The 14,025-nt window shown below is 65.3% G+C and carries 9 protein-coding genes and 1 pseudogene; 3 read left to right on the forward strand and 7 right to left on the reverse strand.

Annotation, left to right across the window (positions count from 1 at the left end):
* Positions 1 to 9 precede the first annotated feature (9 nt).
* Positions 10 to 1,494, reverse strand: coding sequence for a siroheme synthase CysG (gene cysG / locus ASD14_RS09630; RefSeq protein ID WP_082538887.1), 1,485 nt, complete (start codon positions 1,492 to 1,494; stop codon positions 10 to 12).
* Positions 1,495 to 1,764: 270 nt separating this feature from the next.
* Here cysG and ASD14_RS09635 point away from each other — a divergent pair, with 270 nt between their 5' ends.
* A complete protein-coding gene (locus tag ASD14_RS09635) occupies positions 1,765 to 2,757 on the forward strand; it encodes a LysR family transcriptional regulator (RefSeq protein WP_056132622.1) in 993 nt (330 codons plus the stop codon).
* Positions 2,758 to 3,161: 404 nt separating this feature from the next.
* On the opposite strand, the gene ASD14_RS09640 is transcribed toward ASD14_RS09635, so the two are convergent.
* The 4 genes and pseudogenes from ASD14_RS09640 to ASD14_RS09655 all read right to left on the reverse strand — a co-directional run bounded on the left by ASD14_RS09640 (position 3,162) and on the right by ASD14_RS09655 (position 8,791).
* Entirely contained in the window at positions 3,162 to 4,202 is a 1,041-nt protein-coding gene (locus ASD14_RS09640; protein ID WP_056132625.1) for a proline iminopeptidase-family hydrolase, read from the reverse strand.
* Between the two features lie 143 nt (positions 4,203 to 4,345).
* Positions 4,346 to 5,086 (reverse strand): phosphoadenylyl-sulfate reductase, encoded by a 741-nt coding sequence (locus tag ASD14_RS09645; RefSeq protein ID WP_056132628.1) that lies wholly within the window; start codon positions 5,084 to 5,086, stop codon positions 4,346 to 4,348.
* Positions 5,083 to 6,798: pseudogene (gene cysI, locus ASD14_RS09650) on the reverse strand (assimilatory sulfite reductase (NADPH) hemoprotein subunit); the annotation flags it as partial. The gene ASD14_RS09645 and the pseudogene cysI, both read right to left, overlap by 4 nt.
* A gap of 175 nt (positions 6,799 to 6,973) precedes the next feature.
* Positions 6,974 to 8,791: an assimilatory sulfite reductase (NADPH) flavoprotein subunit gene (locus ASD14_RS09655; RefSeq protein ID WP_056132633.1), complete on the reverse strand. Its 1,818-nt coding sequence runs from the start codon at positions 8,789 to 8,791 to the stop codon at positions 6,974 to 6,976.
* 273 nt (positions 8,792 to 9,064) lie between these two features.
* Between ASD14_RS09655 and cysD the strand changes: the two genes are divergently transcribed.
* Together cysD and cysN are read left to right on the forward strand one after the other, a co-directional pair.
* Positions 9,065 to 9,973, forward strand: a complete 909-nt coding sequence (gene cysD, locus ASD14_RS09660; protein ID WP_056133479.1) for a sulfate adenylyltransferase subunit CysD — start codon at positions 9,065 to 9,067, stop codon at positions 9,971 to 9,973.
* On the forward strand, positions 9,973 to 11,874 hold the full coding sequence (cysN, locus tag ASD14_RS09665; RefSeq protein ID WP_056132636.1) for a sulfate adenylyltransferase subunit CysN: 1,902 nt from the start codon (positions 9,973 to 9,975) through the stop codon (positions 11,872 to 11,874). The genes cysD and cysN overlap by 1 nt, the downstream gene beginning before the upstream one ends.
* Before the next feature lie 68 nt (positions 11,875 to 11,942).
* Here the strand turns inward: cysN and ASD14_RS09670 are convergent, their stop codons facing one another.
* Both ASD14_RS09670 and ASD14_RS09675 read right to left on the reverse strand, forming a co-directional pair.
* Complete coding sequence (locus ASD14_RS09670) at positions 11,943 to 12,206, reverse strand: GlsB/YeaQ/YmgE family stress response membrane protein (RefSeq protein ID WP_056132639.1); 264 nt, start codon at positions 12,204 to 12,206, stop codon at positions 11,943 to 11,945.
* A gap of 244 nt (positions 12,207 to 12,450) precedes the next feature.
* Positions 12,451 to 13,941, reverse strand: coding sequence for a M20 family metallopeptidase (locus ASD14_RS09675; protein ID WP_056132642.1), 1,491 nt, complete (start codon positions 13,939 to 13,941; stop codon positions 12,451 to 12,453).
* Positions 13,942 to 14,025 lie beyond the last annotated feature (84 nt).

The raw sequence follows: 14,025 nt of genomic DNA on the forward strand, positions 1-14,025 counted from the left end.
GGGGGAGAGTCAGGCGGCGCGCGCGAAGTCGGCCCCGACGGGGTCGCTACAGGTGTGATCGCGAAGGTTCGCGTCGAATCCTGCGCTTGCCGCTGTTAAGGGTTTGCTACCGAACCAGTGCAGGTTTCCGGCCAGTGCGGCTACTTCACCGATGACCAGCAAAGCGGGCGCGCCCACCTGGTGGAAACGCGCTAATTCGGGAAGATCGGCCAGCGTGCCGAGTACGACGCGTTGCTCCGGCCGGGTGCCGTTCTCGATGATCGCGAACGGCGTGGACGGCGAGCGGCCGTGGGCAGTGAGGCGTTCACGGATCCGTTCCAGCCCCGATACGCCCATGTAGAACGCCAGCGTCTGCTTCTCCTGTGCCAACGCGGCCCAGTCGATGCCGTCGTCACCTTCCTTCGTGTGCGCGGTGATGAAGCGGGCCGACTGCGCGTATTCACGATGGGTGAGCGGAATGCCCGCGTACGCACCGCACGCAATCGCCGCAGTGATGCCTGGGACGACTTCGAAATCGATGCCGTGCGCGCGCAGGACTTCGAGTTCCTCGCCGCCGCGACCGAAGATGAAGGGATCGCCGCCCTTCAGCCGCACCACGCGCTTGCCCTGCCGCGCGTGCCCAACCAGCAGGTGATGAATGCGGTCCTGGGTGGCGTGATGGTCGCCGCCGACCTGCTTGCCGACTTCGATGAACTCGGCGTCACGGCGGGCGAGGGCGAGCACTTCGGCGCTGACGAGGCGGTCGTGGAGGACCACGTCCGCTTCGTTCAGTACGCGCAGGGCGCGCAGCGTCAGCAGGCCGGGGTCGCCGGGGCCGGCGCCCACGAGCGCGACGGTGCCGTTCGGACTCGAGCGCGGATGCTCCAGTGCCGCGGCCAGTTCGCGTTCGGCAGCCACGTGATCACCACGGCGCAAAAGCGCGGGAATCGCGCCTTTCAGCACGCGATCGAAGAAGCGGCGACGCGATGCGAGATCGGGTAGCCGCGAGCGGATGCGTTCGCGGGCCTGCGCAAGGAGTTCCGCCAGTGAGCCGAGCGATTCGTCGAACTGGCCTTCCAACTGCTCGCGCAGATGCCGCGCAAGCATCGGCACGCCGCCGCCACTGGAAATCGCGATCTGCACCGGCCCGCGTTCCACCCGCGCGGGCAGGTGGACACCCGATAGCTCCGCGTCGTCCGCCACGTTCGCCCAGACGCGCCGTGATTCCGCAGCGGACGCGACTGCGCGATTCACGGCGACATCGTCGGTGGCCGCGATAACCAGCCAGGCGCCATCAAGCCATCCCGGGTCGAACTCACCCGGCAATGCCTCGATCCGCCCTTCGGCCGCCCACTCCGCCAGTTGCGGCTCCAGTAGGGGAGCGCCGACGCGCACCCGAGCACCGGTGGGAATCAACGAAGCCACCTTGCGGCGTGCCACGGCGCCACCGCCGACCACCACCACGGCGCGGCCGGCGAGGTTGGTGAACAACGGGAAGAGGGGAGGCGCAGACATGGCAGGCACGGACGGGAGTGTTCCTGAAACCTAGCGTTGTGATCCGGGCGGCGGAAATGACCGCCGGCTGTGGCTTCATGCCCGGACGGCATGACGAACGCTGGACATGCCCATCCCGCTGAAGCTAATGTCTATCCGTTCATCCGCATAAAGAGATAAGAATATGAAATCTGCCCCGATTACCTGGTGTCACGCCTTTGCTTTCGTACGTCCGGCCGGTTCCAGCCAAGCCGCCAGCCAACCCCCGCAACCCCGACAGCCGACGCCGCCATGACCCTCACGCAATTGCGCTATTTCGCCGCCATCGCCGATTCCGGCCTGAACATCACGCTCGCCGCGGAGCGCGTGCACGCCACGCAACCCGGCCTGTCCAAGCAGCTCAAGCAACTCGAGGACGAACTCGGTTTCCTCCTGTTCGCGCGCAAGGGCCGCAGTCTCGAAAGCATTACTCCCGCCGGTTCCCAGGTGCTCGCGCACACGCGCCGCCTGCTCGCCGAAGCCGCCAACATCCGTTCCTACGCCGCCAACGAGCGCCGCGACGGCCATGGCCGCCTCGTCCTCGCCACGACGCACACGCAGGCCCGCTTCGTCCTGCCGTCCGCGATCTCGCAGTTGAAGAAGTCCTATCCGCGCGTCAGCGTGCACCTGCTGCCGAGTTCGGAAAGCGAAGTGCTCGACCTGCTCGCTCGCGGTGAATCCGACTTCGCACTGATCAGTACCGCAGGCGACGTCCCGTCGGGTGGCATCGCCGTGCCACTGTTCCGCTGGAAGCGCGTGGTGCTGGTGCAGCGCTCGCATCAGTTCGCCCGCAACGGCGTCGAACCCACGATCGCGCAGCTCGCGACACAGCCGCTGGTGAGCTACGAGTCCTCGGTGCGACCGGAATCGTCGCTACGCCGCGCCTTCGCCGAAACCGGCCTCGAACCGCAGCTCGCAATGACTGCGCGCGATGCGGATCTCATCAAGACCTACGTGCGCGCCGGCATGGGCGTTGGACTGCTCGCCGAGATGGCGGTGAACGCGCGCGAGGACACTGATCTCGTTGCGCTGCCCGCGCCGGCGGCGATTCCCGAATGCATCGCCTGGGCCGTGCTGCCGCGCGAACGCGTGCTGCGCGACTACACCATCGAACTGCTGCACACACTGGCACCGCAGATCGACCAGCGCGACCTGCAGCGCGTGCTCGCTGGCAACCAGGAAGCGGATTGGCCGGAACCGCCGAACTGGTCGGAGTTGAGCCAGGTGCTTAGCCACGCGGCTTGAGCGCCGAAAGTAAAAGGCCCGCTTCGGCGGGCCTTTTTATTCCCTTCTCCCTTCGGCGACCGAAGGGAGTGCAGGACTGAGAAGGTTGCGCGCAGCGCCGGACGCCCGAAGGAAGCACCCTTGGGGAGTGAGGGGCAACGAAGCAATGGAGCGGTCAGTCCAGCGAACGACCAAAAACCACGTTCAGCGCGAGACGAAGCCAAGGATGAGGGAGGCAGGATCCTCGACGACTATCAGCACTTAAATCCCGACGCCCCGGGAACGCCGCATGTGTATCCCATTGGTCCAACCCCTCCCTAGGTGGGAAGCCGTCGACCGCAGGGCAATTCCAGGCTTCACTATTCCTGCATCAAGTAGGCGAAGGCTTCCCTGAGTGTTCACTTGTGGCCGATTGCGGGCAGTCATCAATGCGGGGTTTGGCCGAAGCCCTGCGCAGCGGCGTCGACGTCGCGAATGAATCGGAGCACGCCGGCGATGTAGTGCTGCTGGTCGTCATACATCGCCAGATGGCTGCCGTTGGGGCACAGCACGAAGCGGCCATGCGGAAGCTTCCTGCTCATCATCTCCATCCACGCAGGATCCATGGTGTCGTAGCGCCCGCTGATGACCAGCGTGGGCACGATGATGCGCGGCAGGTCGGCGGTGCGGTCCCAGTTCGCCAGCAGCCCGCTCGCGCCGAGTTCGCCCGGGCCCTGCATCGGGATGTAGACCTTGGGGTTCATGTGCTTGACCACCCGCTTGACCGGGTCCGGCCACTGTTCCATCGGCAGGCGCAGCACGTGGCGTTCGTAATGCGGCTTGAGCAACGCTTCGAAACGCGGGTTGTTGTAGTCCCTGGCCGCGTCCAGCTGTTTTAGTTCGGCCAGCGCCGTGGTGCCGAGCTCGGGCATCAGCACGTCGCTTGCGTAGCGGTTATAGGCCGGGACGCTCGACATCATGCTGGAGACGATCAAGCCCTTGAGGTGCTGCTGGTATTTCAGTGCGTATTCCATCGCCAGCATGCCGCCGAACGAATGGCCCATCAGGTAGAAATTGTCCTTGTCCAGGTGCAGCGCCTGGCGCACCTGCTCCACTTCCTCGACGGACCGCGCGAGATCGTTCAATGCCGGATCATCGGCCTGGTCGCTGTAGTACGAGCCGAGCTGGTCGTAGTAGTAATACTCGATGCCTTCTCCGGGGAAGTAACTGTCGAGCCACTCGAAATTCTCGTGGGTTCCGCCGGGGCCGCCATGCAGCAGCAGGACCTTGATCCGCGGGTTGTTGCCGACGCGCTTGGTCCAGACCTTGAAGTCGCCGCGGGGAGTGTGGATCGGGATGAGCCTGATCCCGCCGGCCCAGGCATCGTTGCGGCCGGCGTTGTCAAAGTAGCCATCGGGACGATTCGCGGCCCAAAGTTGGCCGCCGCACAGGAGCATCAGGAGCAGGACGAGACGGAAACGCTTCATTCGATTGTCATCCAGCCTGTGTCATTCGGGAAACGAATCTGGAAAGTGCAACCGGCCATTCCTGAGAGGGTTAACAGTCGTTCCTGTCAGGAGCAAAAAAAAGCCCGGTTTGCACCGGGCCTTCTTCGATCGCGCAGGACGACCTACGCCGCCTGGTCGCTACCCCATTCCTCGTGCAGCCCGCACTCGCGCTTGAGTCCGAAGAAGCGCGTGTCCTCGTCGTTCATGCCTGCTTCGAGCCGATGCGTGGTGTGCACGTCGCCGATCGACACGTAGCCTTCGTGCCACAGCGGGTGATAGGGCAGATCGTTCTTCTGCAGGTAGGCCCACACATCGCGATCGCTCCAGTCCGCGAGCGGATGCAGCTTCCAGCGGCCATCGTGCAGCTGCAGGAACGGCGTACTGGCACGGCTGCGCGACTGCGAACGGCGGATGCCGGAGATCCAGGTACGCGCACCGAGTTCGCGCAACGCGCGCTGCATCGGTTCGACCTTGCGCAGGCGGTTGTAGCGTTCGAGGCCGTCCACGCCCTGTTCCCACAGCTTGCCGAAGCGCGCTTCCATCCACGCCACCCCGATCTGCGGTCGATAGACCTTGAGGTTCAGCGACAGGCGTTCGCTCATTTCGTCGACGAAGCGGTAGGTTTCCGGGAACAGGTAGCCGGTGTCGATCAGGATCACCGGAATATCCGGCTTCTGCCGCGTGACCATGTGCAGCGACACCGCGGCCTGCGCGCCAAAGCTCGAAGACAGCGCATGTCCGCCGGCGAGGTTCGCCAGGCCCCAGGCAACGCGTTGCTCGGCCGTCTGCGTGGCCAGCCATTGGTTGAGTTCGTCCAGCGAGCGCGGCGACTCGGCGGCGGTGATGGGATCGGGCGGGCTCATGCGACCAGCTCCAGTGACAGTGATTTGCTGATGACGACACCCGTGCGCACCAGGAAGTCGCCGAAGTGTTCGCCGCTTGTGCGGCCGTTGGCGTACTGCGCGAACAAAGCATCGAGCTCCGCGAGGATCGCGGCTTCGTCGATGTTTTCGCGATACAGCGTGTTGAGGCGCGTGCCCTGGTGGCTGGCACCGAGCATCAGGTTGTAGCGCCCCGGCGCCTTGCCGACGAGCGCGATCTCGCCGAGGTACGGCCGCGAGCAACCGTTCGGGCAGCCGCTGATACGGATGTTGATCGGCTGGTCGCGCAGTGCGTGTTTGTCGAGCAGCGTTTCGACGCGGGTGAGGAAGTCGGGCAGGTAACGCTCGGCTTCGGCCATCGCGAGGCCGCAGGTCGGCAAGGCCACGCATGCGATCGCATTGAGGCGCACCGGAGAAGCCTGCACGTGTTCGCCCAATCCGTGCGAAGCGACCAGCGAATCGATGTGCCAGCATTGATCGGCGGGGACGTTTGCGATGACCAGGTTCTGGTTCGCCGTCATCCGGAATTCCGGCGGCTGCTGCGGATCGCCCACCTGCAACAGCGTGCGCGCGATCTCGCGCAGGCCGCTCAGATGCGGCTTCTCGCGATCCCAGATGCGGCCCGCGACGATGCGCAGCGTCAGGTGCCACAGGCCGTTGTGGCCCTGCACCCAGCCGAAGCGGTCGCCGTTGTGGACGAAGTCGAAGCTGTGCGCCGGCGAGAGGCGGAATCCGGCGCGGCGTTCGACCTCCTGCTTGAACGTCTCGAGTCCGCGGTCATCGATCGTGTACTTCAGCCGTGCGCGCTTGCGCAGGATGCGGTTGCCCCAGTCGCGCTGCGTGGTGATCACGGCTTCGGCAACCGCAGTGATCTGGTCGGGCGCGATGAAACCGATAACGTCGGCAAGGCGCGGGTAGGTTTCCGGATCGCCATGGGTCGCGCCCATGCCGCCACCGACACTCACGTTGTAACCGGCGACCACGCCTTCTTCGAGGATCGCGATGAAGCCGAGGTCCTGCGCGAACACGTCGACGTCGTTGTACGGCGGAATCGCAAAGCCGATCTTGAACTTGCGCGGCAGGTACGCGTCGCCGTAGATGCGTTCTTCTTCCTCGCCGCTACCGGCCACGCGTTCTTCGTCGAGCCAGATTTCGTAATAGGCGCGGGTGTTGGGCAGCAGGTGCTTCGACAGTGTCGCCGCCTGCGCGTGGACGAAGCCGTGCGCGGCCGATTCGTGTGGATTCGCGGCCACCGCGACGTTGCGGTTGACGTCGCCGCAGGCCGCGAGCGTGTCGATCAGCGCGGCATTGATCGCCTGCATCGTCGCCTTCAGCTCGCGCTTGATCACGCCATGGAACTGGAATGCCTGGCGGGTAGTGATGCGCAGGCCGCGCTCTGCGTACGTCGTGGCGATGCGGTCGAGCTCCAGCCACTGCTCCGGCGAAACCACGCCGCCCGGCGTGCGGGTGCGGATCATGAAGGCATGCGCGGGTTCGAGCTTCTGCTGCCGGCGTTCCTCGCGGATATCGCGGTCGTCCTGCTGGTAGCTGCCGTGGTACTTGATCAGCGTCTGGTCGTCTTCGTCCAGCGCTCCGGTGACCGGGTTCGCAAGCGATTCCAGCAACGTGCCGCGCAGGCGGGCGCTGGATTTCTTTATGTCCTCGACGGAGTGCGTGCTCATGCGGTCAGTCCTACGTTGCTGTTGCTTCCACGCTCGTCATTCCCGCGAAAGCGGGAATCCAGCGACTTTGCTCTTCCAGTGCCCGGGCAACAGCAAAGACACTGGATGACCAGCGCTTCGCGCTGTGGAAAAGCGCCTCCCGCCTTCGCGGGAATGACGAGCAACAGCAAAGGCGGACGCGGTCCCATCAGTACACGTCCCGTGCGTAACGGCCCTGCGCCTGCAGGTCGTTGAGGTAGTCGTTGGCGTCTTCCTCCGACTTCCCGCCGTGCGTGGCGATGATGTCGAGCAGTGCCTTGTGCACCTCCCTGGCCATGCGCGTGGCGTCGCCGCAGACATAGAGATGCGCGCCGCCTTCCAGCCAACCGAATACTTCGGCGCCGCGTTCACGCAGCCGATCCTGCACGTAGACCTTGTGCGCCTGGTCGCGCGAGAAGGCGAGGTCCAGGCGATGCAGTTCGCCGCGCTTGAGCGCGTCCTGCCATTCGAGCTGGTAGAGGAAATCGCTGCGCGCGTGCGGATTGCCGAAGAACAGCCAGTTGCGGCCACCCGCGCCCGTAGCCGCGCGGTCCTGCACGAAGCCGCGGAACGGCGCGACGCCAGTGCCCGGACCGACCAGGATGACGTCGCGCTCTCCGTCCTTCGGCAAACGGAAGCGCTCGTTATGCTCGATGAAGACCGGCAGCTTTTCGCCTTCGGCCGCACGGGCAAGGAAGTTGGAGGCGGTGCCCCAGCGGGTGTCGCCATCGATGGCGTATTCGATATGCGCGACGGTCAGGTGCGCTTCCTCGCCCACCGCCTTCGGGCAGGACGCGATCGAATACAGCCGCGGCGCCAGCGGACGCAACGCAGCGATGAGTTCTTCCGCCGTCCATGCGCCGGGATACGCGCGCAACAGATCGATCACCTGCTGCTCGGCCATCAGGCGAGTGAAGTCCACCGAGCGATCAGGCGCGAGCAGCGCATTGAGCTCCTCGCTCTTCGCATGCGCGGCGTGCGTAGCCACGAACGGACGCGAAAGCCGCGTCAGTTCACGTTTCGACGACAGCCACGCGCGCAGCGGTAGCGTCTGCTCGCTGTGCGTGATCGCCTGCGTGCCATCGAGCTCGAGCGTCGCGAGCACCGCATCGACCAGCGCCGGCGGATTCACCGGCCAGATGCCGAGTGCGTCGCCCGCTTCGTAATGCAGGCCGGACCCTTCCAGCGACAGCTCGATGTGCCGGATGTCCTTTTCGCTGCCGCGGCCGGTGATGCGCTGGTTGACCAGCAGCTCGGCAAGGAAGGGGTTGTCGCGTGTGTACGTGCTCACCGCAGCAGCCAGCGGACGCAGCGGCGTGACCGTCGCGAGTGGTGCCTGCGGCTTCAGCGCTTCCTTCGCGGCCGTCAGTGCACTCGCGACCCAAGGGTTCGCGACGCTGTCGATGTCGAGATCGGCATCGCCGCGCGCAAACCAGCGCTTCGCGCCGAGTTCGGCCAGGCGCTCGTCGAGGCGGCGCCCGATGGCGCAGAACTGCGGGTAACTGGAATCGCCCAGCGCCAGCACGGAATACTGCAGTTCCGGCAGCTGCGGCGCGCGCTTGCCGGTGATGAAGTCGAAGAAACCGCGCGCATCGTCCGGCGGATCGCCGTCGCCCTGCGTGCTGATGACGATGGCGAGGTGGCGCTCGTTCTTGAGTTCGCGCGTCTGGTAGGCGTCGGCGCGGAGCAGGCGCACGCCGAGGCCCGCGGCTTCGACCTGTTGTGCGAGCTTCTCGGCGAGGCGCCTGGCGTTGCCGGTCTGGCTGCCGTAGACGATGGTCAGCTGCGAAGCGGCCTGCGTTTCGGCCACGGCGAGCGCGGACGGGCGCGCCGAAGGCAACGCATGCGAGCGCGCCAGACCTGCGGCGTAGCCCGACAGCCACCACAGGCCGGCGCCGTCGAGGCCGCCGGTCAGCTGCTCGAGCAGCACGACCTGTTCCTGCGAGAGCAGGGAGGGCGGCACGGTCAGGGCAGGAACGGCGGACATTGAGCAGCTCGGCGGAAGTCGATGCTGCGAGGCTAGTTATGTGTCGAACCCGGGAGAAAGGACTTGCGGCTATGCGCTTATGCCGAGAAGCGCATTTCGGCCAGCGGGCGCCGCGCCGATACTGGCCGCCCTTCCGGGGTCGGGCTCCGGCCCGGCACGCCGGCCCGATTTGCGTCACGATTGCCTGAGCCAAGATTGGCGCGATCCAGCGCCGCCCTGCCGATGTCCCTACCAGCCTCGACCACTACCATCCTGAACACGACTTCCCCGGGCCTGAACCAGGCAACGTTGAGCCACCTCGACCGCCTCGAGGCGGAGAGCATTCACATCCTGCGCGAAGTCGCCGCCGGCTTCCGCAATCCGGTGATGATGTATTCGGTCGGCAAGGACAGCTCGGTGCTGTTGCATCTGCTGGGCAAGGCGTTTGCGCCTGGCAAGCCGCCCATTCCGCTGCTGCACGTGGACACCGGATGGAAGTTCCGCGAGATGATCGCCTTTCGCGATCGCCGCGCCGCCGAGACCGGCGTGACCCTGCATGTACACACCAATCCCGAAGGCGTCGCGCAGGGCATCGGCCCGATCACGCATGGCGCCACCGTGCACACGGATGTGATGAAGACGCAGGCGCTGAAGCAGGCGCTGGACAAGTTCGGCTTCGATGCCGCGATCGGCGGCGCACGGCGCGACGAGGAGAAGTCGCGCGCCAAGGAGCGCATCTTCTCGTTCCGCAGCGCGCAGCACCGCTGGGATCCGAAAACCCAGCGCCCGGAGCTGTGGAATCTCTACAACACCCGCATCCACAAGGGCGAGTCGGTCCGCGTCTTCCCGATCTCCAACTGGACCGAGCTGGACGTGTGGCTCTACATCTTCCGCGAGAAGATACCGGTGCCATCGCTGTATTTCGCTGCGGAGCGCCCGGTGGTCGGACGCGACGGTGCGCTGATCATGGTCGACGACGAACGCCTGCCCTTGCACGAAGGCGAAGTGCCCACGATCAAGCAGGTCAGGTTCCGCACGCTCGGTTGCTATCCGCTCACCGGCGCGATCGAATCCGATGCCGATACGCTGGAGAAGATCATCGCCGAGATGCTCGTCGCCACCACTTCGGAACGCCAGGGACGCGTGATCGACCACGATCCGTCCGCGTCGATGGAAAAGAAGAAGCAGGAGGGCTACTTCTGATGAATGCCGCGAATCAGTTGATTGATAACGGCAACGCCGAGGCCGCCGTAGCCGCTTACCTGCACCGGCACGAAACCAAGGGCCTGTTGCGCTTCATCACCTGCGGCAGCGTCGACGACGGCAAGAGCACGCTGATCGGGAGACTGCTGTACGAGAGCAAGGGCCTGTTCGAGGACCAGCTCGCCGCACTCGACAAGGACAGCCGCCGCCACGGCACGCAGGGCGAGAACATCGACTACGCGCTGTTGCTCGACGGCCTGTCCGCCGAGCGCGAGCAGGGCATCACCATCGATGTGGCCTACCGTTTCTTCAGCACGGACAAACGCAAGTTCATCGTCGCCGACTGCCCGGGCCACGAGCAGTACACCCGCAACATGGCGACCGGTGCGTCGACCGCCGACGTCGCGGTGGTGCTGGTCGACGCACGCAAGGGCCTGCTGACACAGACGCGCCGGCACAGCTACATCGTTTCGCTACTGGGCATCCGCCACGTGGTGCTCGCGGTCAACAAGATGGACCTGGTCGGTTACGACGAGGCCATCTTTGACGACATCGTGGCCGGCTATCGCGAACTCGCCGTGCAACTGGGCATCGCGCACGTCACCGCGATTCCGCTGTCGGCGCTGAAGGGCGACAACCTGCTGCAGCGTTCGCCGAACACGCCGTGGTACGACGGCACCAGCCTGCTCGGCTTCCTCGAAACCGTGGACGTGGGCACGCGTGGCAGCGATATCGGATTCCGCTTGCCGGTGCAGTGGGTCAATCGGCCGAACCAGGACTTCCGCGGCTTTGCCGGCACGATTGCGGTGGATGCGGTATCACCCGGTGATGACGTCGTGGTGTTGCCGTCGGGCCGCCGTTCGAAGGTTGCGCGGGTCATTGGCGCGAATGGGGATCTCGATCGCGCCGTCGCCGGCCAGTCGATCACGCTGACGCTTACCGACGAACTCGACGTCAGCCGCGGCGACGTCCTCGCCGACGCGCACAAGCCGCCACAGGTTTCCGACCAGTTCGCCGCGCACGTGCTCTGGATGGGCGAACAACCGCTGCTGCCAGGACGCCCGTACTGGCTGAAGGTCGGCACGCGCACGGTCAGCACAAGCGTCACCGAGATCAAGCACAAGGTCGACGTCAACACGCAGGACCAGCTCGCCGCCAAGCATCTCGAACTCAACGAAGTCGGCTACTGCAACCTGCATCTCGACCAGGCGATTCCGTTCGAGGCCTACGCCGACAATCGCGAACTCGGCGGCTTCATCCTGATTGACCGCCAGAGCAACGCCACCGTCGCCGCCGGCACGATCGACTTCGCCTTGCGCCGCGCCGGCAACATCCACTGGCAGCACGTCGACGTCGACAAGGCCGCGCGCGCGCGGAGCAAGGCGCAGGAGCCGCGCTGCGTGTGGTTCACCGGCCTGTCGGGCTCGGGCAAGTCGACCATCGCGAACCTGGTGGAAAAGCGCCTGCACGCGATGGGACACCATTGCTACATCCTCGATGGCGACAATGTGCGCCATGGCCTCAACAAGGACCTGGGTTTCACCGACGAGGACCGCGTCGAGAATATCCGCCGCGTGGCCGAAGTTGCGCGGCTGATGGTCGACGCGGGTTTGATCGTGCTGGTGAGTTTCATCTCGCCGTTCCGCGCGGAACGGCGCATGGCCCGAGCCCTGTTCGAGCCGGGCGAGTTCGTCGAAGTCTTCGTCGACACGCCGCTGGCCGTCGCGGAAGGCCGTGACGTCAAGGGCCTCTATGCGAAAGCGCGCGCAGGCCGGATTCCGAATTTCACGGGTATCGATTCGCCATACGAAGCACCGGAGCAAGCGGAACTTGTGCTCGATACGGTGCACGAAGCGCCGGAAGTGGCGGCGGAGAAGGTGATTGCTCGCCTGCTGCCGTAACGCTGCTCCCGGTCCGAAAAACCAAAACCCCGGCGCCGGCCGGGGTTTTGGTTTCTGCAGGATCGATGTCAGGCAGTGGCTTTCGAGGTCTTCCTGCGAATGGCTTCATAGAGGAACAGCAGGATGATGGCGGCGACGATCGCGCAGACCCAGACCATGACGGTGCTGGTGAGATTGAGCATGGCCGCCAGCCGGCTGCCGACGAGGGCACCCGCGATGCCGAGCAGGATGGTGAGGATCCAGCCGATCGGGTCCGCGCCGGGCTTGAAGAAGCGGGCGAGGATGCCGACGACTGCGCCGCCGATGATGTAACCAATGACGCCTTCGAACATGGAGATGCTCCTGTTGAATCGTTGGTCGGTGTGGGGCGCGGCCATCCTAACAGCCGCTTCGGTGCGGGCACGCTGCGGTGCAGCGTGGGGTGTTCGCGGCTATTGAGAGCATTGCTGGAGGCTTGTCCGCGGACATGCTGTTGCTCGTCAGTCCCGCGGTTGCTCATCCGCAAGCCGCAGGAATGACGTCAAAACAAAAGCCCGGCCGAAGCCGGGCTTTTGCATTCAGACGATGAGCCGCCAATCAGCAGCAACCATGATCCCCACGCTGCTCGCCACCCGCCACCGCCGCGACGCCGCGCGTTTCGCCGCGCAGGCTGGCCAGGTGATGTTCGGCGATCACGCGAGACACGGCCGAGGTGACGCGCTTGCCCATCGGGATGTGCAGGAACTCGTTCGGCCCGTGCGCATTCGAATGCGGACCGAGCACACCGGTGATCATGAACTGCGCGCCCGGGAACTTCTCGCCGAGCATGCCCATGAACGGAATCGTTCCGCCTTCGCCCATGTACATTGCCGGCGCGCCGAAGAATTCCTGGCTCGCCGTATCGATCGCGTTGGACAGCCACGAAGACATCGCGGGCGCATTCCAGCCGGTGCTGGCCTTCTCCAGTTCCAGGGTGACCTTCGCGCCGTTCGGCGGATTGGCTTCGAGGGTCTGCTTCAGCAGGTCGCCGGCCTTCTTGCCTTCCAGTGTCGGCGGCAAGCGCAGCGACAGCTTCACCGACGTGTGCGGCCGCAGCACGTTGCCGGCCGACGATAGGGGCGGCATGCCATCGACGCCGGTCACCGACAACGCAGGCCGCCAGGTGCGATTGAGCACGAGCTCGGTGAGATCGTCCGACATGGGCTTCATGCCGGCGAGCAGTGGGAACTTGTCGAAGATCGCGGTGTTCAGCACACGCGCGGCTTCCTTCGCCTGCTCCAGGCGTTCGGCGGGCACTTCGACGTGGAGGCCCTCGAGAATGATGCGGCCGGTGTTCTCGTCCTCGATGCGCGACAGCAACTGTCGCAACAGGCGGAAGCTCGACGGCACGATGCCCGACGCATCACCGGAGTGCACGCCTTCTTCCAGCACCTTCACGGTGAAGTTGCCGCCGGCGAGGCCACGCAGGGAAGTGGTGCACCACAGCTGCTCATAGTTGCCGCAGCCCGAATCCAGGCACACGACGAGCGACGGCTTGCCGATCCGGTCGGCGAGGTGGTCGACGTAGGCGGGCAGGTCGTAGCTGCCGGATTCCTCGCAGGCCTCGATCAGCACCACGCAACGCGAATGCGGCAAGTTCTGCAGCTGCAGCGCCTTGACCGCGGTGAGCGAGCCGAAGATCGCGTAGCCATCGTCCGCGCCGCCGCGGCCGTACAGGCGATCGCCCTTGATCACCGGCTTCCAGGGGCCGAGGTCGTCGTCCCAGCCCGTCATCTCGGGTTGCTTGTCGAGGTGGCCGTAGAGGATCACGCAATCCTCGTCGCTGCCGCCGTTCGCGGCGGGGATGTCGATGAAGATGAGCGGCGTGCGGCCCTCGAGGCGCACCACTTCGAGCTGCATGCCGGGAATGTCCTGCGCGCGCGCCCACTTCTCCATCAGCGCAACCGCGGCGTCCATGTAGCCGTTCTTGACCCAGTCCGCGTCGAACATCGGCGACTTGTTCGGGATGCGGATGTATTCGACGAGTTGCGGAACGATTTCCTCGTCCCATTTGGCGGAGACGAACTGCTCGATCTTGCGGCTATCCATTGGAATTCCCGGCTGCAGGCTTTTCGGGGGAAAAGCGCGGATTTGGAAGGGGTTAGGCCGATCAGTCTAGCGCAGGTGGGTTTT

Source organism: Lysobacter sp. Root494, assembly GCF_001427225.1.
Taxonomy (GTDB): domain Bacteria; phylum Pseudomonadota; class Gammaproteobacteria; order Xanthomonadales; family Xanthomonadaceae; genus Agrilutibacter.